This is a genomic window from Rhodovulum tesquicola (assembly GCF_024128855.1).
GTDB classification, from domain to species: Bacteria; Pseudomonadota; Alphaproteobacteria; order Rhodobacterales; family Rhodobacteraceae; genus Rhodovulum; species Rhodovulum tesquicola.
This window is the reverse complement of record NZ_JAMYDV010000017.1, coordinates 37,387-59,024: the sequence shown is the minus strand read 5'-3', so window position 1 is coordinate 59,024 and position 21,638 is coordinate 37,387. Positions and strand designations below refer to the sequence as shown.

20 protein-coding genes are annotated in these 21,638 nt (G+C 68.7%); 9 read left to right on the top strand and 11 right to left on the bottom strand.

What is annotated here, in order from left to right; all coding sequences use genetic code 11:
* Positions 1 to 3: 3 nt before the first annotated feature.
* Complete coding sequence (locus NHN26_RS13560) at positions 4 to 591, top strand: TadE/TadG family type IV pilus assembly protein (protein ID WP_253089942.1); 588 nt, start codon at positions 4 to 6, stop codon at positions 589 to 591.
* An 84-nt stretch (positions 592 to 675) separates the two neighbouring features.
* Here NHN26_RS13560 and NHN26_RS13555 read toward each other — a convergent pair whose 3' ends face one another.
* Positions 676 to 1,179, bottom strand: coding sequence for a hypothetical protein (locus NHN26_RS13555; protein WP_253089941.1), 504 nt, complete (start codon positions 1,177 to 1,179; stop codon positions 676 to 678).
* Positions 1,180 to 1,431: 252 nt separating this feature from the next.
* On the opposite strand from NHN26_RS13555, the gene NHN26_RS13550 reads away from it, so the two are divergent.
* Complete coding sequence (locus NHN26_RS13550) at positions 1,432 to 1,797, top strand: hypothetical protein (protein WP_253089940.1); 366 nt, start codon at positions 1,432 to 1,434, stop codon at positions 1,795 to 1,797.
* A gap of 82 nt (positions 1,798 to 1,879) precedes the next feature.
* Here NHN26_RS13550 and NHN26_RS13545 read toward each other — a convergent pair whose 3' ends face one another.
* Positions 1,880 to 2,467 (bottom strand): TetR/AcrR family transcriptional regulator, encoded by a 588-nt coding sequence (locus tag NHN26_RS13545; protein ID WP_132693099.1) that lies wholly within the window; start codon positions 2,465 to 2,467, stop codon positions 1,880 to 1,882.
* 119 nt (positions 2,468 to 2,586) lie between these two features.
* Between NHN26_RS13545 and NHN26_RS13540 the strand changes: the two genes are divergently transcribed.
* From NHN26_RS13540 to NHN26_RS13530, 3 genes are all read left to right on the top strand, one after another.
* Positions 2,587 to 2,826, top strand: a complete 240-nt coding sequence (locus tag NHN26_RS13540; protein WP_253089939.1) for a hypothetical protein — start codon at positions 2,587 to 2,589, stop codon at positions 2,824 to 2,826.
* A gap of 84 nt (positions 2,827 to 2,910) precedes the next feature.
* Positions 2,911 to 4,197, top strand: a complete 1,287-nt coding sequence (locus NHN26_RS13535; protein ID WP_253089938.1) for a homoserine dehydrogenase — start codon at positions 2,911 to 2,913, stop codon at positions 4,195 to 4,197.
* 150 nt (positions 4,198 to 4,347) lie between these two features.
* On the top strand, positions 4,348 to 6,402 hold the full coding sequence (locus tag NHN26_RS13530) for a glycosyltransferase family 2 protein (RefSeq protein ID WP_253089937.1): 2,055 nt from the start codon (positions 4,348 to 4,350) through the stop codon (positions 6,400 to 6,402).
* Here NHN26_RS13530 and NHN26_RS13525 read toward each other — a convergent pair.
* Positions 6,336 to 6,989: a GntR family transcriptional regulator gene (locus tag NHN26_RS13525; RefSeq protein ID WP_253089936.1), complete on the bottom strand. Its 654-nt coding sequence runs from the start codon at positions 6,987 to 6,989 to the stop codon at positions 6,336 to 6,338. The genes NHN26_RS13530 and NHN26_RS13525 overlap by 67 nt on opposite strands.
* Before the next feature lie 103 nt (positions 6,990 to 7,092).
* On the opposite strand from NHN26_RS13525, the gene NHN26_RS13520 reads away from it, so the two are divergent.
* The 4 genes from NHN26_RS13520 to ilvC all read left to right on the top strand — a co-directional run bounded on the left by NHN26_RS13520 (position 7,093) and on the right by ilvC (position 10,463).
* Positions 7,093 to 7,743: a pyrimidine 5'-nucleotidase gene (locus NHN26_RS13520; RefSeq protein WP_253089935.1), complete on the top strand. Its 651-nt coding sequence runs from the start codon at positions 7,093 to 7,095 to the stop codon at positions 7,741 to 7,743.
* A 140-nt stretch (positions 7,744 to 7,883) separates the two neighbouring features.
* Positions 7,884 to 8,069, top strand: a complete 186-nt coding sequence (locus NHN26_RS13515) for a hypothetical protein (RefSeq protein ID WP_253089934.1) — start codon at positions 7,884 to 7,886, stop codon at positions 8,067 to 8,069.
* A 61-nt stretch (positions 8,070 to 8,130) separates the two neighbouring features.
* Positions 8,131 to 9,336, top strand: a complete 1,206-nt coding sequence (locus NHN26_RS13510) for a UbiH/UbiF family hydroxylase (protein ID WP_253089933.1) — start codon at positions 8,131 to 8,133, stop codon at positions 9,334 to 9,336.
* A gap of 104 nt (positions 9,337 to 9,440) precedes the next feature.
* The gene (ilvC, locus tag NHN26_RS13505; RefSeq protein ID WP_253089932.1) at positions 9,441 to 10,463 is read left to right on the top strand and encodes a ketol-acid reductoisomerase; all 1,023 of its coding nucleotides are present in this window, start codon (positions 9,441 to 9,443) and stop codon (positions 10,461 to 10,463) included.
* A gap of 45 nt (positions 10,464 to 10,508) precedes the next feature.
* Here ilvC and NHN26_RS13500 read toward each other — a convergent pair whose 3' ends face one another.
* The 8 genes from NHN26_RS13500 to NHN26_RS13465 form a co-directional block, all read right to left on the bottom strand.
* Positions 10,509 to 11,321 carry a DUF429 domain-containing protein gene (locus NHN26_RS13500; protein ID WP_253089931.1) on the bottom strand — a complete coding sequence of 271 codons (813 nt, stop codon included), beginning with the start codon at positions 11,319 to 11,321 and terminating at the stop codon, positions 10,509 to 10,511.
* Entirely contained in the window at positions 11,321 to 12,667 is a 1,347-nt protein-coding gene (gene glmM, locus NHN26_RS13495) for a phosphoglucosamine mutase (RefSeq protein WP_253089930.1), read from the bottom strand. The genes NHN26_RS13500 and glmM overlap by 1 nt, the downstream gene beginning before the upstream one ends.
* On the bottom strand, positions 12,664 to 13,677 hold the full coding sequence (gene folP / locus NHN26_RS13490; protein WP_253089929.1) for a dihydropteroate synthase: 1,014 nt from the start codon (positions 13,675 to 13,677) through the stop codon (positions 12,664 to 12,666). Before folP ends, glmM begins: the two co-directional genes overlap by 4 nt.
* Before the next feature lie 39 nt (positions 13,678 to 13,716).
* Complete coding sequence (locus NHN26_RS13485) at positions 13,717 to 14,667, bottom strand: dihydroneopterin aldolase (RefSeq protein WP_253089928.1); 951 nt, start codon at positions 14,665 to 14,667, stop codon at positions 13,717 to 13,719.
* A gap of 112 nt (positions 14,668 to 14,779) precedes the next feature.
* Positions 14,780 to 15,466 carry a cell wall hydrolase gene (locus NHN26_RS13480; RefSeq protein WP_253089927.1) on the bottom strand — a complete coding sequence of 229 codons (687 nt, stop codon included), beginning with the start codon at positions 15,464 to 15,466 and terminating at the stop codon, positions 14,780 to 14,782.
* A 148-nt stretch (positions 15,467 to 15,614) separates the two neighbouring features.
* Complete coding sequence (locus tag NHN26_RS13475; protein ID WP_253089926.1) at positions 15,615 to 18,203, bottom strand: putative PEP-binding protein; 2,589 nt, start codon at positions 18,201 to 18,203, stop codon at positions 15,615 to 15,617.
* Positions 18,204 to 18,272: 69 nt separating this feature from the next.
* Positions 18,273 to 20,519 (bottom strand): glycine--tRNA ligase subunit beta, encoded by a 2,247-nt coding sequence (gene glyS, locus NHN26_RS13470; protein WP_253089925.1) that lies wholly within the window; start codon positions 20,517 to 20,519, stop codon positions 18,273 to 18,275.
* A gap of 9 nt (positions 20,520 to 20,528) precedes the next feature.
* Positions 20,529 to 21,473, bottom strand: a complete 945-nt coding sequence (locus NHN26_RS13465; protein ID WP_253089924.1) for a glycine--tRNA ligase subunit alpha — start codon at positions 21,471 to 21,473, stop codon at positions 20,529 to 20,531.
* Between the last annotated feature and the right edge of the window lie 165 nt (positions 21,474 to 21,638).

The following is a 21,638-nucleotide window of genomic DNA, read 5'->3' as shown; positions in this document are numbered from 1 at the left end:
GAGATGCCGCGCGCCCTGCTCGCCCCGTTCCGCCGCTTCGCCCGCGACACCAGCGGCAACATGGTGATCGAATTGCTGCTGATGCTGCCCCTGTTTCTGTGGGTGCTGCTCGGCATCATCACCTATTTCTACGGCTTCCACATGAAGACGATCGGCCTCAAGGGGGCCTACACCGTCTCGGACCTGCTGAGCCGCGAAATGGAGGGCCCGGTCACCCCCGCCTATATCGAGGGGCTGGACGGCATCTTCAACTATGTCACCAACACGGCCGACCCCCTGGGACGTCTGCGCGTGACGGTGATCACCTGCACCGACAAGTGCGACAAGGACGACACGGGCCGCGAACTCGATATCGACTGGTCCTACGGCACCAATGGCCTGACCCCGATGACCAAGACCGATCTGAACACGATCTTCGAGGCCAGCATACCGCTGTTGCCCGCGCATGATCGCGTTATCCTGGTCGAAACCCAGGTGCTCTACCGGTCGCCGGTCTCGCCGATCTGGTTCGGGGTCGGCGACACCCAGATGGAAAGCTTCGTCGTCACCCGGCCGCGCTTCGTGCCCAAGCTGGAGTGGGAAAACAGCTAGGACGCCCGGGACCGGATCGCCAAGGCCGGAAAGACCGCGCGCCACCCCGCGCGTCACAGGGCGGCCGGAAGACCGCGCGCGGACCTAGCGCCCGTCCGTCTCCTGCGGCGCCTCCGCGCGGTCACGCTCGATCAGGACCGTCGCGAGGATATCGGCCATCGCCCGGGCCTCGAAGGCCGAGGTGACCCCGCCCACACCGATCCGTCGTCCGATCCGCCACCAGACCCCCGGCACCCAGGCAAGCGGCCTGCCCGACTTCAGCAGGACGGTGAACCCGTTCGATGGCTTGAGCGCGAATGCCCCGCGCTCGACGCGCAGGATCTCGTCCATCCGGGCCAGTTCGCGGCCGGCGCTGTCGACCAGACCGGCACGGGTCAGCCGCAGCGCGCATGTCGTGGCGCGGCGCATTGCCTCACCCAGCACCAGGGTTGCAAGGCCCAGCACCGCCAGGAAACCGCGCCAGAGCAAATCGTCCGGCGGCTGCACCAGCGCCACCAGCAGGAGCAGCAAGGCCAGCATCATCAGGACGCCCAGCGCAAAGATCCGGCGCGGTGCGGACACATGCAAAACGGCGAGTTCGTCACTCATCGGCCCTTGCCGCCTCCCCTTGGTGGATCGCAGGGCATCGTCTAGCCGGGGCCGCGGGCAGGGCCAAGGCAAATCCGCGGCTCGGATTCGGGCGAACATTCGCCTAGACTGCACCGGCGGCGGGCAAATCGGGTGCGATCAGGCCGCGGAACCCGAGACGCGGCGAAAAGGCACCTTGCCCGCAGCGCATAACGAGGCATCCTGATGCAGAAGCCAATTCGTTTTGGTGGACAGGATCAACGTAGGTGGACCATGACTGACAAGATGCAAATGCCCTCGCAGCTCTCCGACGACGCGACCCCGCTCTCGTCCAAGATGAACTGGCCGCTGCTGAGCGACCGCAAGTCGAATGTCGAGCTGTCGACGGCCGATCCGACCCCGTTCTCTTCGAAGATGAATTGGCCGCTGATCGGCGGGCGTGGCGAGGGCAATGTCGAGCTGATGACCGACAATCCCACCATCTTCTCCAGCAAGATGGGCTGGCCGCTGCTCAGCGACAAGGCGACCATGTTCGACACCCAGTTGAACACCGCCCAGGGCGGCGCCAGCACCAGCACGGGCGATGGCGGCTTCAGCAAGTTCCTGCGCGGCATCATGACCGGCGAAGTGCAGAAGTAAGAACGCGCCCCATGGCCGTTTCCCGCGCCCGGCGAATCGCTTCGCCGGGCGTCGTTCTTTCCCGGCGCCGTCCACCCCGCCGTCAGGCGGCGACCGCCTTGCGCACCATGTCCCAGTAAAGCCCCGCGACCCGCTCGCGGCTGAGCCGCCCGGCATCGCGATACCATGTCGTCACGCCGGTCAGCATGGCGATCACCGCCAGCGTCGCCAGCTTGGTATCGGGCAGGTCGAACACCCCCGCCGCCTGCCCCGCCCGCAGGATATCCTCCAATTCGGTCTCATAGCGTTTCCTGAGCGCCTCGATCCCGGCGAAATTCTCGGGCGCGAGGTTGCGCAGTTCCATATAGGCGATGAACACCGCGTCGGGCCGTTCCAGGTGGAACCGGATATGGAACCGCGTGAACGCCTCCAGCGCGCCCAGCGGTCCCTCGCCCCTCGGTTCTGCCGCCCAGGCGGCCAGCAATTCCTCGAGATGGGCGCGCATCAGGTCGGCCAGCAGCCCCTGCTTGTCGGGGATGTAGTTGTAAAGCGCACCGACCTGCACCCCCACCTCGGCCGCGATCTGGCGCATCGTGACCGAGGCATAGCCGTGGCGCGCGAACAGTCGCTGCGCGGCCTCGCGCAGCCGCGGGCCGGTGATCTCGGAATGGGAGCCGGAGGTGCGGGCCATGGGGCCAGTGTTATCTGAACAGCCGTTCATTTCAATCCCTGCGCGAGTGCGCGGGCGGCGCGGCTTGCCGCGGGGCGGAATGCGGGGATATGGTCGGCCCGCAGCAAGAGGGCGGCGGGATGACGGGACGCATCGCGGGGACAATGGCGGGGGCGGCGCTGGTCGCGGCGCTGGCGGGCTGTGCGCCACCGCCCGGCCCCACGCCCGCAACCGGCGCCTATCCAAGGCTCGTGCCGGTCGAGCCGATCCTCGCCCGCGCCGCCCAGCCCGGCGCCACCGAACAGGACACCGAGGCGCTCGAGGCGCGCGCCGCCGCGCTGCGCGCCACGGCCGCCGCCCTGCGCGCCCGCGACCTCTGAGCCCCGGGCCGCGTTGCAAGACCCGCGCCTTCGCGCTAACACCCCCGCGAACCCTCGGCACCAGCCCAACCGGGAGCACGCCCCATGACCACCCCCCTGCGCCTCGGCATCGCCGGGCTCGGCACCGTCGGCGCCGGTGTCGTCAAGATCGTCCAGACCCGCGCGAACCTGATCGCCCAGCGCGTCGGGCGGCCGGTCACGGTCTCGGCGGTCTCGGCCCGCACCCGCGACCGCGACCGGGGCGTGGACCTGTCCGCCTTCGCCTGGGAGGATGACCCCGTCCTGCTGGCCCGGCGCGAGGACGTGGACATCTTCGTGGAACTCATGGGCGGCTCGGACGGCCCCGCCAAGGCCGCGACCGAGGCGGCGATCGCCGCAGGCAAGGACGTGGTGACCGCCAACAAGGCGATGCTGGCCGTTCATGGCCAGGCGCTGGCCGAGGCGGCCGAGGAAGCGGGCCGGGTGATCCGCTTCGAGGCGGCGGTCGCGGGCGGGATCCCCGTGGTCAAGGCCCTGACCGAGGGGCTGGCAGGCAACCGGATCACCCGCGTCATGGGCGTGATGAACGGCACCTGCAACTACATCCTGACCCGGATGGAAGCCGAGGGCCTGCCCTATGAAACCGTCTTCGAGGAGGCCCGCGCGCTGGGCTATCTCGAGGCCGATCCGACGCTGGATGTGGGCGGGATCGACGCCGGTCACAAGCTGTCGCTTCTGGCCGCCATCGCCTTCGGCACAAAGGTCGATTTCCCCGCGATGGAGCTGGAGGGGATCGAGCGGATCTCGATCGACGATATCCGCCATGCCGCCGACATGGGCTTCCGGATCAAGCTGCTGGGCGTGGCCCAGATCACCGGCCGCGGGCTGGAACAGCGGATGTCGCCCTGCCTGGTGCCCGCAAGCTCGCCGCTGGGCCAGCTTGAGGGGGCGACCAACATGGTCGTGCTGGAAGGCGACGCGGTGGGCCAGATCGTGCTGCGCGGCGCCGGTGCCGGTCAGGGGCCGACGGCCAGCGCGGTGATGGCCGACGTCATCGACATTGGCCGCGGCTTCCGCGTGCCGACCTTCGGCCAGCCCGCCGCGGGCCTTGAACAGGCGCGCGCGGCGCGCGCCTCGGCCGCGGCGCCCTACTACCTGCGGATGGAGCTCGAGGACAAGCCCGGCGCACTGGCCAGGGTGGCCGCGGCGCTGGGCGAGGCGGGCGTCTCGATCGACCGGATGCGGCAGTATGGCCACGCCACGACCACCGCGCCGGTGCTGATCGTGACCCACAAGACCACCCGCGATGCGCTGGATCACGCGCGCAAGGGCTTTGCCGGAACCGGTGTCATGGTGGGCGATCCGGTCGCGATCCGGATCGAGGAAGTCTGATCCGGCGGCCCGGGTCGCACCACCCTGCCACCGGCGCACGGCGATGCACCCCGCCCGCATCGCCGCCATCCGCCCGGGCCGGGTTGGCCTTTACCCTTCATTAACCTTAACGGGCGATTGAATCGGGGTCTTGTTCGAGAGGCCCTTTCCATGCCGCCGGTGATTTCCCTGGCCGCGGCCCGGCAGCACCCCGCCGCGACCGCCGAGTTCGCCCCCCAGCCGCATCGCAGCGCCCTTCGCCTGGGCGAGCAATTGCTCTTCGCCGGGGCCGTCACCCCCGAGGCGCTCGAGCGCGCGCTGGCCGATCACGCGCGGATGGAGGTGCGGCTGGGCGAACTTCTGATTGCCGAGGGCGACGCCACCGCCGACGCCGTGGCCGAGGCGCTGTGCCGCCAGTTCGGCACGGGTCGCGCCGATTTCGCCGCCTACCCGCCCGATCCGAGGCTGATAGACATCCTTGGCGCGCGGACCTGCCTGAAAAAGGGTCTCCTGCCCTGGCGCCGATTCGCGGGCGCCACGCTGATCGCGACCGCGCACCCCGACCGGTTCGAGCAGCTTGCCCCGACGCTCCCCGCCGACCTGACCCCCGCGATCATGGTCATCTGCCGCGAGGACGAGTTGCAGCAGGCGCTGGCCTCCTGCCGGTCCGAAGTGCTGGCCCGCGCCGCCGAAACCCGCGTGCCCGAGCAGGAAAGCTGCCGGGCCTGGCTGCGCGCCGGTCCCCGCGCCGGTGTTCTGATCGCCCTGGCCGCGCTTGCGCTGCTGGCGGCGCTGGCCCCGCTGACGGTGCTGGGCGTGCTCACGCTCTGGGCGCTGGGCTGGATGCTGGCCGGCAGTCTTCTCAAGGCGGCCGCGGCGCTTTCCCAGGCGCGCGCCATGATCCGGGACCGTGGCGCGCCGCCCCAGGCCGCCCCGATCATCGCGCGACTGCCGCGGATCTCGATCCTCGTGCCGCTGTTCCGCGAATCCGCCATCGCGCCGTGCCTGATCGCGCGACTGTCGCGGCTCGACTATCCGCGCGCGCTTCTGGACATCTGCCTGGTGACCGAGGCGGGCGATGACGACACCCGCGCGATGCTCGACGCCACGCCCCTGCCGCCCTGGATGCGGCGGGTGACGGTCCCCGAGGGCGCGCTCAAGACCAAGCCGCGCGCGCTGAACTACGCGCTCGATTTCTGCCGCGGCTCGATCGTCGGCATCTATGACGCCGAGGACGCCCCCGCCCCCGACCAGTTGCGCAAGGTGGTCGCGCATTTCCACAGCTGCGGCCCCGATGTCGCGGTCGTGCAGGGAGTCCTGGACTTCTACAACCCGCGCGCCAACTGGCTGGCGCGCTGCTTTTCCATCGAATACGCCGCCTGGTTCCGGGTGGTGCTGCCGGGGCTCGCGCGGCTGGGCATGCCGGTGCCGCTGGGCGGCACGACGCTGTTCTTCCGCCGTCGCGTGCTGGAGGATCTGGGCGGCTGGGACGCCCATAACGTGACCGAGGATGCCGATCTGGGCCTGCGCCTTGCCCGGCACGGTTATCGTACCGAGTTTCTCGACAGCGTCACCGAGGAGGAAGCCAATTGCCGGGCCTGGCCCTGGGTGCGGCAACGCTCGCGCTGGCTAAAAGGCTACGCAATGACCTGGGCCACCCATATGCGCCGCCCCGACCTCTTGCTGCGCCAGTTCGGCCCGCTGGGCTTTTTCGGCATGCAGGTGCTGTTCCTGGGCACGCTGACCCAGTTCGCGATGATGCCGCTGATCTGGTCGTTCTGGCTGTTGCCGCTGGGGATCACGCACCCGCTGGCACAGGCGGTTCCGGCGGGCGGATTCGTCGTGCTCTTCGCGCTGTTCATCGCTGCGGAGCTGGTCACGCTGGGGGTGGGGGCGATGGGGCTTTCGCGGGCGGGCAAGCGCGGGCTGATCCCCTGGCTGCCGACGCTGCACCTGTATTTCCCGCTGGCGGCCATCGCCTCCTACAAGGCGGTCTGGGAAATGGCGGCGCGGCCCTTCTTCTGGGACAAGACGCGGCACGGGCTGGACGGACCCGACCGCGGCCAGACCGCCTCGGCCCGCGCCCATGTGCGCGCCGCGATTGCGCGGGCGGGTGCCGTAGATGTCAGGCAAGGCGCCGGGCAGACCGCCGACGCGGTTCAGCCCTGGGCCATCAGGGCCTCTGCGTCGTGGCGCAGGCGCGTCTCGAAGGCCAGCGAGATGTGAGCCTTGAGCGCCGCCGAGGCCGCCTCGCCATCGCCCGCCTCGATCGCGGACACGATGGCGTCATGCTCGGCCATCGCATCCTCCCCCCGCCCCTGGATCGCCAGAGAGGTCGTCGCCATCAGCGCCATGGTCCGATGCACCAGGTCAAGCTGCTGCACCAGATAGCGGTTATGCGAGGCCAGGTGGATCTGCTTGTGGAACCGCCGGTTCGCCCGGGCCATGGCCGACAGGTCGCGCATCAACCGGCGATCCTCCTCGACCATGGCGCGCAGCACGCGGACCTCTTCGGCCGTGGCATGGCGCGCGGCAAGGCGCGCGGCCAGCCCCTCCAGCTCGGCCCGCACGACGTAAAGCTCGGCCATCTGGTCGTGGCTCAGCGAGGCCACGATCAGGCTGCGCCCGTCCCGGGCGAGCAGGGACTGGGTTTCCAGTCGCTGCAAGGCCTCGCGGATCGGGGTGCGCGACACACCAAAGCGTTCGGCCAGTTCGCTTTCGACAAGGCGGTCACCGGGACCGTAGATGCCCACATCGATCGCCTCCAGGATCAACTCATACGCATCCTTGTGTGCGGGGCGGACGTCCTTCATCTGCGGGGGCTCCTGCATACGATGGTCCACAATAATGTATGACCGCATGAGAGTTCAAGGCTTCGTGATTGTTCCCGTTGCCGCAGTCGGTTAGGCAGGGCGCATGGTGGCCGATGATTTCTCGCATGTCCGGGGCTGGGTCTTCGATCTGGACAACACGCTCTACCCGCCGGGGATGCGCCTGTTCGACCAGATCGAACAGCGGATGGCCGGTTTCGTGATGGACCTGCTCGGCGTCGACCGGGCCGAGGCCGACCGTTTGCGCAAGCTCTACTGGGCGGAATACGGCACCACGCTGGCGGGGCTGATGGAACGCCACGGCATCGAGCCCGGCCCCTATCTGGTCGCCGTCCACGACATCTTGTTCGACGCGCTGACACCCGACCCCGACCTGCGCGCCCGCATCGCCGCCCTTCCCGGCAGGCGAATCGTGCACACCAATGCCAGCGCCCCCTATGCCGAACGGGTTCTCGCGGCGCGCGGGCTCACGGGCGTGTTCGATGCGGTCTTCGGGGTGGAACATGCCGGTTTCCAGCCGAAACCGCGTCGTGCCGCCTTCGAGGCGGTCCTCGCCCAGGGCGGCATCCTGCCGGTCGAGGCCGCGATGTTCGAGGATGACGCGCGCAACCTGGCCGAGCCCCACGCCATGGGCATGCGTACGGTCCATGTCGCCCCCATGCCGGAACCGGCCCCCCATATTCACCACCATACCGACGATCTGACGGCCTTTCTCGCCAGGCTCGATCGGGGATAGGTCGGCGTCTTCGATGCGAAGGTCTGTCTCGCCGGGGCGGCCCTTCCGCGGCAGTATCTGCATGCACTCGTATGCAAAGACTTGCCACATCAGCCGAGGCATCCTAGGATCCGTGGCGGGAAACATTCACGGGGACGAATATGGCGGACGGTCACGAGGAAAAGACCAGCATCTGGACCGAGGCGGGGATCTGGGTCGTCGTTCTGGCGGCCATGGCGCTCTGGGCGCTCGCGATCCTGAAATGGGGGGTTCTGGGGCTTTACATGCCCGCCGTGATCTCGGTGCCGATCATCCTGCTGATCCTTGTCTGGATCAGCCGCGGCTGACCCCGGATCGCCCCTTGGACCGGACGGCCCGGCGGGCTATGTCCGGGGCAGGAGGCATCCCATGACGCGCATTTCCACCGATATTCTCGTGTCCGGCGGCGGGGTCGCCGGGCTTGCGGCCGCGGCCCTGTTCGGCTCGGCCGGGTTCCGGGTGATCTGCGTCGATCCCGCCCCGCCCGTCACCGACGAGGCCGCCGACGGCGCCGACCTGCGCACCACCGCCTTCCTGCAACCCTCGCTGAAGGTGCTGCGCGAAGCCGGGCTGTGGGATCGCCTTGCCCCGCACGCGACCGAGCTTCAGGTGATGCGCATCGTGGATGCGGGCGGCAAGACCCCCGCCCCCCGCATCACCCGCGATTTCAACGCAGCCGATGTCTCGGACCTGCCCTTCGGCTGGAATCTGCCCAACTGGCTTTTGCGGCGCGAAATGGTGGCGCGCGTCGCCGAACTGCCGAATGTCACGTTCCGCCCCGGTATCGGCACCAAATCGGTGCTGACCCGCGACACCGAGGCGCTGGTCACCCTGAGCGACGGCACCCGCGTCTCGGCCCGGCTGCTGGTGGCCGCCGACGGGCGCCATTCCCCCGTGCGCGAGGCGGTGGGGATCGGCGCGCGCACCATTCGCTATGGCCAGAAGGCGCTGGCCTTCGCCGTCACCCACCCCCAGCCGCATGGCAATGTCTCGACCGAGATCCACCGCTCGGGCGGGCCGTTCACCCTGGTCCCGCTGCCCGACCGTGACGGGCGGCCCTGCTCGGCCATCGTCTGGATGGAACGCGGCCCCGAGGCGCTGCGCCTTTTCGCGATGCAAGAGGCCGAGTTCAACGCCGAGATGACGGCGCGCTCCGGTGCGATCTACGGCCCGCTGACGCTGATCACCCGCCGCACGCTCTGGCCGATCATCAGCCAGATCGCGCATCGCTTTTCCGCCCAACGCACCGCGCTGGTGGCCGAGGCCGCGCATGTCGTCCCGCCCATCGGTGCGCAGGGGCTGAACATGAGCCTTGCCGATCTGCGCGTGCTGCTGGAACTGTGCCGCGGCGCCCCGGCCCATATCGGCGAAGCGGCCATGCTGGAGATGTATCACCGCCGCCGCTATCCCGAGGTCGCCGCCCGCGTCACCGGCATCGACATGCTCAACCGCGTCTCGATGCAGGGCGCGCCCGCCATCCGCGACCTGCGCGCCGCCGGCATCGCCGCGCTTTACGGCCTGCCGCCGGTGCGCAAGACCCTGATGCGCGCGGGGCTGGGCATGCGGCTGGGCTGAGGCCCCCGAACCGCTTGGCGTTGCAACTCGCGCAGATTCCGGTATTCAGCCCGGGATCATTCCGGCGCGCGCCGCGCCGCTCACCGCTGCAACGAGGGACATCCATGCGCGTCTATTACGACCGTGACTGCGACATCAACCTGATCAAGGACAAGAAGGTGGCGATCCTGGGCTATGGCAGCCAGGGCCATGCCCACGCGCTGAACCTGCGCGACTCGGGTGCGAAGAACGTCGCCGTCGCGCTGCGCGAAGGCTCGCCCTCGGCGAAAAAGGCCGAGGCCGAAGGGCTTCAGGTGATGGGCATTGCCGAGGCCGCCGCCTGGTGCGACCTGATCATGTTCACCATGCCCGACGAACTTCAGGCCGAGACCTACCGCAAATATGTCCATGACAACCTGCGCGAAGGTGCGGCCATTGCCTTCGCCCACGGCCTGAACGTGCATTTCGGCCTGATCGAGCCGAAACCCGGCGTCGATGTCATCATGATGGCGCCCAAGGGCCCCGGCCACACCGTCCGCGGCGAATATGTCAAGGGCGGCGGCGTGCCCTGCCTTGTCGCGGTGCATAACGATGCCACCGGCAAGGCGCTGGAAATCGGCCTGTCCTATTGCTCGGCCATCGGCGGCGGGCGTTCGGGCATCATCGAGACCAATTTCCGTCAGGAATGCGAAACCGACCTGTTCGGCGAACAGGCGGTGCTGTGCGGCGGTCTGGTCGAACTGATCCGCATGGGCTTCGAGACGCTGGTCGAGGCCGGCTACGAGCCCGAGATGGCCTATTTCGAGTGCCTGCACGAGGTGAAGCTGATCGTGGACCTGATCTACGAAGGCGGCATCGCCAACATGAACTACTCGATCTCGAACACTGCCGAATACGGCGAATATGTCTCGGGCCCGCGCATCCTGCCCTACGAGGAAACCAAGGCGCGTATGAAGGCCGTGCTGACCGACATCCAGACCGGCAAGTTCGTGCGCGACTTCATGCAGGAAAACGCCGTCGGCCAGCCCTTCTTCAAGGCCACCCGCCGCATCAATGACGAACACCAGATCGAACAGGTCGGCGAGAAACTGCGCGCCATGATGCCCTGGATTTCCGCGGGCAAGATGGTCGACAAGGCCAAGAACTGAGCCGGTCCCCCGGCCGACGACAGGGCGCCCCCCGGGGCGCCCTTTTCAGTTCAGGATTCTCGGATCGGCAATCCACCCCTCCAGCGGATCGCAGCCCGGCGGCCCGCTGTCCTGGAACCCCTGCCGGAACGCCCAGGCGGCCTGCACCGCACAAAGCGCCGCGTCCAGCCTGTCGCCGGCGGGATCATCCGCAAGCCAATCGGGGGCTTCAACGGCAAGGCCGTAGGACTGCGCCCCGATATCCCCCCGAACCGCGTCGAGGATCGCCTTGCGCGCGGCGGCCTGCCCGGTCGTCTGGCGAGTGCGGTTGTCGTTCTTGTAGGAAAGTCGGCCGACCAGGTGGCGGGCGATCACGCCGGGATAGGCTTCGACGCATATGCGATTCCGGTCCCCCTCTGCCAGCCCGGGAACATGCACCCCGGCACGCAAGAGCGCGGGCGCGGCCCTGAAGAACATGCGTCCGACCGGCGTGAAATACAGCGTCTGAGGGCTTGCCCCACCGCAAAGGCGGTCGACCTGACGGAAATGCTGCCTGTCCCCATCCGGTCGCTCGGCCTTGTAGGCTTCCAGTTCCGCAACGAACCCCCGCATGTCCATGCGGGCGACATGCGCGACATAGCCCTTCCAGTCCCCTGGCCAGCCGATTGTCTCGATGAAACGCCTTGCCTGACCGAAGGGAAAATCCAGACCGGCTATCCACGAACCCGGACGGGAAAGGAACTCATCGAAGGCCGCGAGGGTCGTCAGGGCCTCGAACGCCTCGAACCGAAGGGTGACCCCGTCCAGCCGGAACGCCGCCAACGTGATCGGTTTGCGGCGCCCCGGCGCCGAGGTCATGTCGACGCCGAAGACCCGCATCACCCCGCCGCGCGGCTGACGGCCTCCACCACGCCGCCCACCACCTCGGCCAGCAGCGCCTCGTCCTCGCATTCGGCCATCACGCGGATCAGGGGTTCCGTGCCCGAGCGGCGGATCAACAGCCGCCCGCAGCCGGTCAGCCGGTCCTCGGCCGCGGCGATGGCGGCCTTGACGGGCGCGGCGCCCATCGGGTCCGTCCCGGCGGCGTAGCGCACGTTCTGCAACATCTGCGGCACCCGCTCGAACCGCTGCGCCAGCGCGGATGCCCTCTGGCCCGTCTCGACCATCGCCGCCAGGAACTGCAAGCCCGCCAGCAGCCCGTCGCCGGTGGTGCCGTAATCGGTCATCACGATATGGCCCGACTGCTCTCCGCCCAGATTCCAGCCGCCGCGGCGCATCGCCTCGACCACATAGCGGTCGCCTACCGCGGTCCGTTCCAGCCGCAGCCCGCGCGCGCCCAGATGCCGTTCCAGCCCAAGATTCGACATCACCGTGGCGACCAGCGTGCCATCCTTCAGCCGCCCCTCCTCGGCCCAGCGTTCGGCGAACAGCGCCATGATCTGGTCGCCATCGGCCACCGTGCCGGTCTCGTCGATGATCATCACCCGGTCGGCATCGCCATCGAGGCAGATCCCCAGATCCGCGCCATGCGCCACCACCGCGGCGGCCGCCGCCTCGGTATGGGTCGAGCCGCATTTGTCATTGATGTTCAGACCGTTCGGCGACACGCCCAGCGGGACCACCTCGGCCCCCAGTTCCCACAGCACCTCGGGCGCCACCCGGTAGGCCGCGCCATTCGCGCAATCGACCACCACCTTCAGCCCATCGAGCCGCCGCCCGGCCGGAAAGGTCGTCTTGGCATATTCCGCATAGCGCCACAGCCCGTCGTCGATCCGCTTGGCCTTGCCGATATTCTCGGGCTGGGCCAGCCTGATCTCGCCGCCCAGGATCGCCTCGATCTCGGCCTCGGCCTCGTCGGACAGCTTGAAGCCTTCGGGGCCGAAGAACTTGATCCCGTTATCCTCGTGCGGGTTGTGGCTGGCCGAGATCATGATGCCCAGATCGGCCCGCATCGACCGCGTCAGGAACCCCACCGCAGGCGTGGGTACCGGCCCCAGCAGCAGCACGTTCATCCCGGTCGAGGTCAGCCCCGCGGTCAGCGCGTTTTCCAGCATGTAGCCCGACCGCCGCGTGTCCTTGCCGATCACTACCCGGTGCTTGTCGGACCGGTCGCGCCGGAAATACCGCCCCGCCGCCGCGCCCAGACGCAGCGCCATCTCGGCGGTCATCGGATAGCTGTTCGCCCGGCCCCGCACCCCGTCGGTGCCGAAGATCGTCCTGGTCATCCCGCCTCTCCGTATTCCTTCAATGCCCCGTCCAGCCGCATCGCCTGCCGCGTCTCGGCCACGTCATGGACGCGCAGGATCTGCACCCCCTGCGCGATCCCGGCCAGCGCCACGGCCAGCGAGCCCGGCCCGCGCCGATCGGCCCGCTCCGCCCCGCCCAGCGCGCCGATGAACCGCTTGCGCGAGGCCCCCAGCAGGATCGGACAGCCCAGCCCGTGGAACAGGCTGAGGCCGCGGATCAGCGCGAGGTTATGCGCCACCGTCTTGCCGAAGCCGATGCCGGGATCGACCACGATCCGCGCGCGGGGAATGCCCGCTTCCTCGGCCGCGGCGATGCGGGCGGCAAGGAAATCGTAGACATCCAGCAGCACATCGTCATAGCGGGGATCGTCCTGCATGGTGGCGGGGTCGCCCTGCGCATGCATCAGGCAGACCGGCACCCCGGCCCCGGCCACAACGCCCGCCAGCGCGGGATCGAAGCCCAGCGCGGCTACGTCGTTCAACATGTCGGCCCCTGCGGCCAGCGCCGCCCGGGCCACCGTGGCCTTGCGCGTGTCGATGGAAATGGGCGTTGCCACACCCGCCGCGCGCAGCGCCGCGATCACCGGGGCGGTGCGGGCGATCTCGTCGGCCTCGGGCACCGCGGCCGATCCGGGCCGGGTCGATTCGCCGCCAATGTCCAGAATGTCGGCCCCGGCCGCCAGCGCCCGGCCATGGGCCAGCGCGGCCTGCGGATCGGCAAAGCGGCCGCCATCGGAAAAGCTGTCGGGCGTGACGTTCAGGATGCCCATGATCCGCGGCCGATCAAGGCTCAGCCCGGCCAGCGCGGGGCGCGGGGCGGTCAGCTTGGCGCGTACCTCCTCGGGCAGGTCGGCGGCGCGCAGCAGCCGGGGGGGGGCGTCACGGCCGAATTCTTCGGCCAGCGTGAACCATGCCCAGCCGCCCGCCAGCGGCAAGGCGTCGACCGGCCGCGCGGCATCTGTCTGCACGAGGGGGCGGTAATAGCGCATGGCGGTTGAATGGGTGACGCGCCCCGTTTTGGCAAGCCCTCAGAGCGCGCCCAACAGCGCGCCGGGCGCGACCGCCGTGACATCCAGCGCCCCGGTCGGAGCGACCTCGCCCATGCCCACCACCAGCACCCGCGCCGCATCCAGCAGATGGGCCAGCCACAACGCCAGCCCGACCGCGTCGCGTGGGCTGGCCGAGGGATGCTCGACCGTATCCAGCACGATCTTGGACGGCGCCCAGACGGTGAACTCGCGATGCTTCATCGCCCAGTCGATCTCGGTCCGGCTGCCGCGCACCACACAGCGGGGATCGCGGCCCGCCAGCACCCAGGCATTCTGTTCGATGGCCAGCAGGTCAATCCGCCGCTGGGCGGGCGCGATGGCCGAGCGCGGCGCGGGCGTGTCGGCCGCGCCGACGCACAGCACCACCGGATGCGCCCCCGCCCCCATCCGGTCCAGCCATTGCGGCAGCGCCGGATCGGCGATGGCCGCGTTCGACAGGAAGACCACCAGCGGATGATGCAGCGCCTCCTGTTCGGGATCGGCCGGCTGCACCAGCCGCGGCGCATCGGGGCGGCGGTCGCGCACGATCTCGACACCCAGCGCGCCGGGCCCGCGATCCAGCTTTTCCACCCGCACGAAGGCGCGCATCGCCTGCGGTTCGGCCAGGATGCGCTCGGCGATGCGTTCGGCCAGCGTCTCCAGCAGGTTCAGCCGTTCGGAGGACAATTCGGCGGCAATCGCCTCGGCGATGGTGTCATAGGACAGCACCCGGTCGACATCATCCTCCAGCGGCGCGGGATGGGGCCGCACCTCGACCACCACGTTGAACCGCACGCGCTGGGTGGTGCCGCGCTCGGGCTGAAAGGCACCGATCTCGACCTCGACCACATGATCGCGCAGCGAGATGCGGTCGCGCATCGGCCGCGCGGGATCCAGCGCCGCCGCCCGTTCGGACGGGTGGGCAAAGGCAAGGCGGATATCGTCGCTCATGGGGCCTCCGGGCAGCTCCTTTGGCCCCTGATACGCCGGATCGGCCGCCGGGGACAGCCCTGGCGCGGCAGGGCAGGACCCGCAAGCGACCATGCAGGGCCGGCGTGGCGTCTCAGTTCTGCGCCACCTGCGCCCCGGGCTGGCGATAGAAATGATGCACCCCGATGGTGGCGGTGCGCGGGAAGGCGCTGGCCCAGCGCGGCTGGACGGCCTTGGTATGGTAATGCGTCGCCCCGCCGGTCAGCGGGCGCGGTGCGCCTTCCAGCATGACCCGGGCGATCTTGCCCATCCGCTGATAGGCGGCGGGCTCGCGGATCACCTCGGCGCGCCCGTCGCAGGTATAGCTGAACTGGCACTGGTAGCGCTTGCCCGTGCCCTGCCGGATCACGCCGCAGACCGAGTCCGGATAGGCGGGCGAGGCGACACGGTTCAGGATCACCTCGGCCACCGCGAACTGGCCCTCGACGCTTTCGCCGCGCGCCTCGAAATACAGCGCCTCGGTCAGGCATTGCCATTCATCGCCGCCACGGGCCGAAGGCTGGGCCGCCAGCCATGCCGCATCGTAGCGGGGCACGCCCCCGCCCCGGCGATCGGTCTTGCGCGTCGCCAGCCGCTTGATCCGGCGGTCGTCCACCGCCTTCAGCGCGCGCCGCTCGACGCCCAGCAGACGGGCCATGTTCTCGCCCATCATCGCCGTCGGATCGTTCGATTGCGACGCGGTCATCTCGGCCTCGGCGACCCCGGCAGAAAACACAAGTGCGGCCGCAAGACCTGCGGCCCGGACAGTTACGTTACTCATTCTTCCCCCAACCCTGGCGTGGCCCCTCGGGGCAGCGGGGCAATTCGTTAACGCGAGAGCGCCGCGAAGTCCACCCCCGTTGCCCGAAAGCAACAGAATGCCGCACAAGGTATATCAGTATGTTAGACGAGACGGCTCATGCAGCACATCAGGAGCGAAGCGCAAGGGGCTGTTCGTCCGCACCCCCTCGATCGGCATGAACCTGCTCACCAAGCGCCAGTTGCGCCGCCGCAAGCCGGGCCACGGGCACCCGGAACGGCGAACAGGAAACGTAATCGAACCCCGCCGCGCGGCAGAAGGCGATGGATTCGGCATTGCCGCCATGCTCGCCACAGATCGACAGCGTAACCCCGGGCCGGGCCTCCCGGCCGCGCTCGGCCCCGATCCGCAAAAGCTCGCCCACCCCCTCGGCATCGAGGATATGGAACGGATCCTCGGCAAAGACCCCCTGCTTGACATAGGACCCCATGAACCGCCCCGCATCGTCGCGCGACAGCCCATAGGTCATCTGCGTCAGGTCGTTCGTGCCGAAGCTCAGAAAGGCCGCATGCTGCACGATATCGCCCGCGCGCAGCGCCGCGCGCGGCGTCTCGACCATGACACCCAGCCGATAGTCGAAATCCACCCCCCGCTCGGTGCGCACGGCGGCGGCCAGCGAATCGATCCGGGTCTTGACCAGTTCGACCTCGCGCATCGCCGAGACCAGCGGGATCATGATCTCGGGCACCACCGGATCGCCCTGGCGGCTGGCCTCGATCGTGGCCTCGAAGATCGCGCGCGCCTGCATGTCGTAGATCTCGGGAATTGTGATCCCCAGCCGAACCCCGCGCATGCCCAGCATCGGGTTGAACTCGCTCAGCGCCTGCACCCGGCGCTGCACGTCCGAAACCGGCATCCCCAGCGCCTCGGCCAGATCCCGCACGCCCTCGCGCGATTGCGGCAGGAACTCGTGCAGCGGCGGGTCGAACAGCCGGATGCAGACCGGCAGCCCCTGCATGATCTCGAACAGCCGCTTGAAATCGGCCCGCTGCATCGGCAGCAGCCGCGCCAGCACCGAGGCGCGGTCCTGCGCCCGGTCGGCAAAGATCATCTCGTGCATCACCGTCAGCCGGTCGGCCTCGAAGAACATGTGCTCGGTGCGGCACAGCCCGATCCCGTCGGCACCGAAGCGGCGCGCCATCTGGGCATCGGCGGGCGTGTCGGCATTGGCCCGCACGCCGATATCGCAGGCTTCCTCGGCCCAGCCCATCAGCGCCTGGAACGCGTCGTCCAGTGCCGGTTCCAGCATCTTGACCGGCCCCAGCAACACCTGCCCGCTGGTGCCGTCCAGCGTGACGATATCGCCCTCGTGCAGCTTGTGACCGCCCGCGGTAATGAGCACCCCGTCGCGCCGGTTCAGCCGCATGTCCGAGATGCCGACCACGCAGGGCACGCCCAGCCCGCGGGCGATCACCGCCGCATGGCTGGTCATGCCGCCCCGTTCGGTCATCACGCCCGCGGCGGCATGCATGCCGCGGATGTCCTCGGGCGTGGTCTCGCGCCGCACCAGGATGCAGGGCTCGCCGCGCGCCGCGCTGGCCTGCGCCGCGGCCGAGCCGAACACCAGCCGCCCCGTCGCCGCGCCCGGACTGGCCGCGATGCCATGCGCGATCACATGGCGCGGCCCGGTCGGATCGACCTGGCTGTGCAGCAATTCGCTGACCGCGCGCGGCTCGATCCGGCACAGCGCCTCTTCGCGCGGGATGATCCCCTCATCGGCCAGCATCACCGCCATGCGCACCGCCCCGCGCGCACTGCGCGGCACCCGCAGCGCGTCCAGCACCCACAGCCGACCGGCCTCGATGGTGAAGTCGATCCGCATTTCCTCGCGCAGGTTCAGTCGGCAGGTGTCGCCATAGCGGCGCAGCCGGGCGACCAGGTCGGGGCAGCGGTCCTCCAGCGCCGCGCCGCGCGGATCGCGGGTCAGGAACAACGCCCCCTCGCGCGCCGAAATCGCATCGCGGCCCTGGCTCTGGGACAGGTAGCGGCCCACGATCCGGCGCTGGCCCGTCACGCTGTCGACGAACTGGATCACGCCCGAGCCGCTTTCGCCCGGCCCCACGCCCAGCACCATCGCCTGCACGAGCATGCCCAGCCCGGCCTCGGCCGGCGCCCCCTTGGCCTGGCGCAGCAACCGCGCGGTCGTGCCCTCCCAGGCCCGCGCCATCGAGCGCAGCACCTCCAGCAATTGCCGCCCCGGATCCTGCGGAAAGGGGTCGTCGGTCTCCTCGGCATAGGCGTCGAGTGCGGCGCGCAGCGCGTCCCTCGACGGGGCCTCGGGCTCGAACATGTCGGGGTCCAGCCGCGCCACATGCACCGCATAGGCCTGGATGAAGCGCAGGTAGAGCGCATTCGCCGCCGTCTCGCCATGGGTCGAACACAGCGCCGCATGGCGGCTGTCATTCATCCCGATATTCAGGATCGAGGCCGGCCCGCCCCAGTCCTGGTTCTCGGAACTCGGCCGGACCGAGACCAGCGGCGCGGCGCCGAAGACCGACATCAGCGCGGCGACATCGGGCAGCGTGCCCTGTGCGATCCGGCGCACCGCATCGAAGGACAGCGCCACCGTGCGCGGCAGCGGCAGGTCCATCCGCACCAGTCGCTGAAGGCATTTCGCGCGCGCACCATGGCGGTCCGCGGCGATGTCGGCCTGCGGCGTTATCTCGGTAAACTCAATGTTCTCCGCGCCTTTCTGCACCGCAGCGTCCTTTCGGTTCCCCGCAGAATACGCCCATCCCGGCGGCTGGCAAGCGAAGCTTGAGGAACGCTACGCCCCTTCGATCCGGGTCAGGTCGGCCACCGCCAGACAGGTGGCGCGGATGCGGTGCAGCAGGTTCAGCCGGTTGCGGCGCAGGATTTCGTTCTCGGCATTGATCTGCACCGCCTCGAAGAACGCGTCGATCGGGCCGCGCAGCGCGGCCATCGCGGCCATCGCGGCGGCGAAATCCTCGTGCTCCATCGCCGGACCGATCGCGGCCTCGGCGGCGTCGAGCGCGGCAAACAGCGCCGTCTCGGCCGGATCCTCGGCGAATTTCGGATCGGCGCCAAAGGAGTATTCCACCCCGTCCTTCGCCTCGGCCTGGGTCAGGATATTGTTCGCCCGCCGGAACCCCTGGACAAGGTTCTCGCCATCCTCGGTCCTGAGAACCTCGTTCAGCGCCTCGGCCCGGCGAACCAGCAGCGTCAGGTCGTCATTGCCGGGCATCGACAGGCAGGCGTCGATCACGTCATGCCGGATGCCTTGCTCGCGCAGGTGAACCTTGAGGCGGTCGTGGAAGAAGGCGAGGAGGTCGGACACAATATCAACTGTGCTGGAAAACGGAGGAAATTGATCATTTGAATTTGGCTCAATCTTCAAGACATTTCCCTCCTTGAGAAGGGTTTGGACGAAACCAAGTCCATACTTTGTATCTCTTTCACCGATCAAGATTTCACCGGTCTCAATCCAACGGACTGCCGCTAACGACTGAAAGAGCAAGCTCTGGAGCAATGCTAGATGTGCAAGCTCAAGGATTGAGGCGAGCCTAAACTTGGCCCCATTCCCCAGCACCAGCCGGATCACCCCCAGCGCCGCACGCCTTAGCGCAAAGGGATCCTTCGACCCGGTGGGCTTCTCGTCGATGGCCCAGAAGCCGGTCAGCGTGTCGATCTTGTCGGCCAGCGCCACGGCGACCGAAACGGGCTCGGTCGGCACGGCGTCGGACGGGCCCAGCGGCTTGTAATGCATCTCGCAGGCCGCGGCGATCTGGGAGGGCAGGCCCGCCGCCTCGGCGTAATACCGGCCCATGATGCCCTGCAATTCGGGAAACTCGCCCACCATCGCCGATTGCAGGTCCAGCTTGGCGACCCGCGCCGCCTGTGCCGCCTGATCGGCATCCGCGCCGACCAGCGGCGCGATCTCGCGCGCCAGCGCCTCGATCCGGGCGATGCGGTCGGCCTGGCTGCCCAGCTTGCCGTGGAACGTCACCTGTTCCAGCCCCGCGCGCCAGTCCGCCATGCCCGCGCGCGCCACAGCCAGGTCATTGCCCCAGAAGAACGCCGCATCCGACAGCCGCGCGGCCAGCACTTTTCCGTTTCCGTGCAGGATGGTTTCGCCGTGATCGGCCGTTTCGCGGTTCACGACTGTCACGAATCGAACAATCCGCCCCGATTTCGGATCGCGCACCGAAAAGAACTTCTGATGCTCCTTCATCGAGGTCTGCAACACCTCGGCGGGCAGGCTCAGGAACTCCTCGCGGATCGCGCCCATCAGCACGACGGGCCATTCCACCAGCCCCGCGACCTCGGCCAGCAAGCCGCGATCCTCGACCAGTTCCAGCCCCTGGGCAAAGGCCGCATTGGTGGCCGCGTGCCAGATGTGATCGGCGCGCTCGTCCTGGTCCAGCATCACGAAGGCGCGTTTCAGCTTTGCCTGGTAATCCTCGACGCCCGTAACCCGGAACGGCGCGGGCGCCATGAACCGGTGGCCGCGGGTGACATCGCCCGCGCGGATGCCGTCCACCTCCAGCGGCACGATCTCGGCGCCCGCCTCGTCGCTCAGGAGGCACAGGATCGACTGCAAGGGCCGCACCCAGCGCAAGCTGCCCGCGCCCCAGCGCATCGACTTTGGCCAGGGGAAATTGCGGATCGTCGCCTCCAGCACCTCGGCCACGATGTCCGCGGCGGGGCGGCCGGGTTTTTCAAGGATCGCGATCCAGACCTGCCCCTTCTTGTCGTCGCGCGCCTGCAACTGATCCTTCGTCAGCCCGGTCGAGCGCAGGAACCCCTCCAGCGCCTGCTCGGGCGCATCGACCCGCGGCCCCTTGCGTTCCTCGCGCAGATCGGGGCTGCGGCCCGTCAGCCCCTCGACCGCCAGCACCAGACGGCGCGGCGTCGACCAGGCGCGGGCGGCGGCATAGGTCAGCCCCGCCTCGACCAGCCCATCGGTCACGCGCCTTTTCAGCGCCTCGCGCGCATCGGCCTGCATGCGCGCGGGAATTTCCTCGGAAAACAGTTCGATCAGAAGATCGGGCATGGGCTGTCCCTATTCGGCCGCGGCCGACGCGTCGCCCGTCCAGCCGCCTGCATTGGTCTCGACAAAGGCATCGGCGCAGCGTTTCGCCAGCGCGCGCACCCGCCCGATATAGGCCTGCCGCTCGGTCACCGAGATCACGCCGCGCGCGTCCAGCAGGTTGAAGAAATGGCTGGCCTTGATGCACTGGTCATAGGCCGGATGCACCATGATGATGCGCTTGCCCGACCGCGGATCCACCTGCGGATGGTCCAGGATGCGGACGCATTCCGCCTCGGCCGCCTCGAAGAAGTGCAGGAGCTTGCCGGTATCGGCCACGTCGAAATTCCAGCGCGAATATTCCTCTTCGGTCTGGCGGAACACGTCGCCGTATTTCAGCGGGATGGGCGCGCCTGGGTCGTTGAAGGGCATGTCCATCACATGGTCGATGCCCAGCACATACATCGCCAGCCGTTCCAGCCCGTAGGTCAGTTCGCCCGAGACGGGGCGGCAATCATGCCCGCCGACCTGCTGGAAATAGGTGAACTGGCTGACCTCCATCCCGTCGCACCAGACCTCCCAGCCCAGCCCCCAGGCGCCCAGCGTCGGGCTTTCCCAGTCGTCCTCGACGAACCGGATGTCGTGATAGTCGAAGTCGATCCCGATGGCGGCCAGCGAGCCGAGATAAAGCTCTTGCAGATCGGGGGGCGAGGGTTTGATAAGCACCTGATATTGATAGTAATGCTGCAACCGGTTCGGGTTCTCGCCATAGCGCCCGTCGGTCGGCCGGCGCGAGGGCTGGACATAGGCCGCGGCCCAGGGGCGGCTGCCCAGCGCGCGCAGGGTAGTCGCCGGATGAAAGGTGCCCGCGCCCACCTCCATGTCATAGGGTTGCAGGATGGCGCAGCCCTGCGCGGCCCAGTAGGCCTGAAGCCGCAGGATGATCTCCTGGAAACTGCGCGGTTTGCCGTCGCTCATGGCGCATGGGCCCCTTTGCCGGTGAAGACGGGGCCTCAATAGGCAACAGGTGCAACAGGGTCAATCGAACCTGCGCGTCTGACAGAGGTTTGTCGTGCATCGCCCGGCCGCTTTGCTACGGTCCCAGGGTGATTCGCACACGGGGGTGTGGCCGTGGGACTGATG

Excerpts from the sequence above, each read along its gene's own strand:
- NHN26_RS13560 (WP_253089942.1), top strand. The coding sequence starts at position 4 with ATGCCGCGCGCCCTGCTCGCCCCGTTCCGCCGCTTCGCCCGCGACACC.
- NHN26_RS13555 (WP_253089941.1), bottom strand. The coding sequence starts at position 1,179 with ATGAGTGACGAACTCGCCGTTTTGCATGTGTCCGCACCGCGCCGGATC.
- NHN26_RS13550 (WP_253089940.1), top strand. The coding sequence starts at position 1,432 with ATGACTGACAAGATGCAAATGCCCTCGCAGCTCTCCGACGACGCGACC.
- NHN26_RS13545 (WP_132693099.1), bottom strand. The coding sequence starts at position 2,467 with ATGGCCCGCACCTCCGGCTCCCATTCCGAGATCACCGGCCCGCGGCTG.
- NHN26_RS13540 (WP_253089939.1), top strand. The coding sequence starts at position 2,587 with ATGACGGGACGCATCGCGGGGACAATGGCGGGGGCGGCGCTGGTCGCG.
- NHN26_RS13535 (WP_253089938.1), top strand. The coding sequence starts at position 2,911 with ATGACCACCCCCCTGCGCCTCGGCATCGCCGGGCTCGGCACCGTCGGC.
- NHN26_RS13530 (WP_253089937.1), top strand. The coding sequence starts at position 4,348 with ATGCCGCCGGTGATTTCCCTGGCCGCGGCCCGGCAGCACCCCGCCGCG.
- NHN26_RS13525 (WP_253089936.1), bottom strand. The coding sequence starts at position 6,989 with ATGAAGGACGTCCGCCCCGCACACAAGGATGCGTATGAGTTGATCCTG.
- NHN26_RS13520 (WP_253089935.1), top strand. The coding sequence starts at position 7,093 with ATGGTGGCCGATGATTTCTCGCATGTCCGGGGCTGGGTCTTCGATCTG.
- NHN26_RS13515 (WP_253089934.1), top strand. The coding sequence starts at position 7,884 with ATGGCGGACGGTCACGAGGAAAAGACCAGCATCTGGACCGAGGCGGGG.
- NHN26_RS13510 (WP_253089933.1), top strand. The coding sequence starts at position 8,131 with ATGACGCGCATTTCCACCGATATTCTCGTGTCCGGCGGCGGGGTCGCC.
- ilvC (WP_253089932.1), top strand. The coding sequence starts at position 9,441 with ATGCGCGTCTATTACGACCGTGACTGCGACATCAACCTGATCAAGGAC.
- NHN26_RS13500 (WP_253089931.1), bottom strand. The coding sequence starts at position 11,321 with ATGCGGGTCTTCGGCGTCGACATGACCTCGGCGCCGGGGCGCCGCAAA.
- glmM (WP_253089930.1), bottom strand. The coding sequence starts at position 12,667 with ATGACCAGGACGATCTTCGGCACCGACGGGGTGCGGGGCCGGGCGAAC.
- folP (WP_253089929.1), bottom strand. The coding sequence starts at position 13,677 with ATGCGCTATTACCGCCCCCTCGTGCAGACAGATGCCGCGCGGCCGGTC.
- NHN26_RS13485 (WP_253089928.1), bottom strand. The coding sequence starts at position 14,667 with ATGAGCGACGATATCCGCCTTGCCTTTGCCCACCCGTCCGAACGGGCG.
- NHN26_RS13480 (WP_253089927.1), bottom strand. The coding sequence starts at position 15,466 with ATGAGTAACGTAACTGTCCGGGCCGCAGGTCTTGCGGCCGCACTTGTG.
- glyS (WP_253089925.1), bottom strand. The coding sequence starts at position 20,519 with ATGCCCGATCTTCTGATCGAACTGTTTTCCGAGGAAATTCCCGCGCGC.
- NHN26_RS13465 (WP_253089924.1), bottom strand. The coding sequence starts at position 21,473 with ATGAGCGACGGCAAACCGCGCAGTTTCCAGGAGATCATCCTGCGGCTT.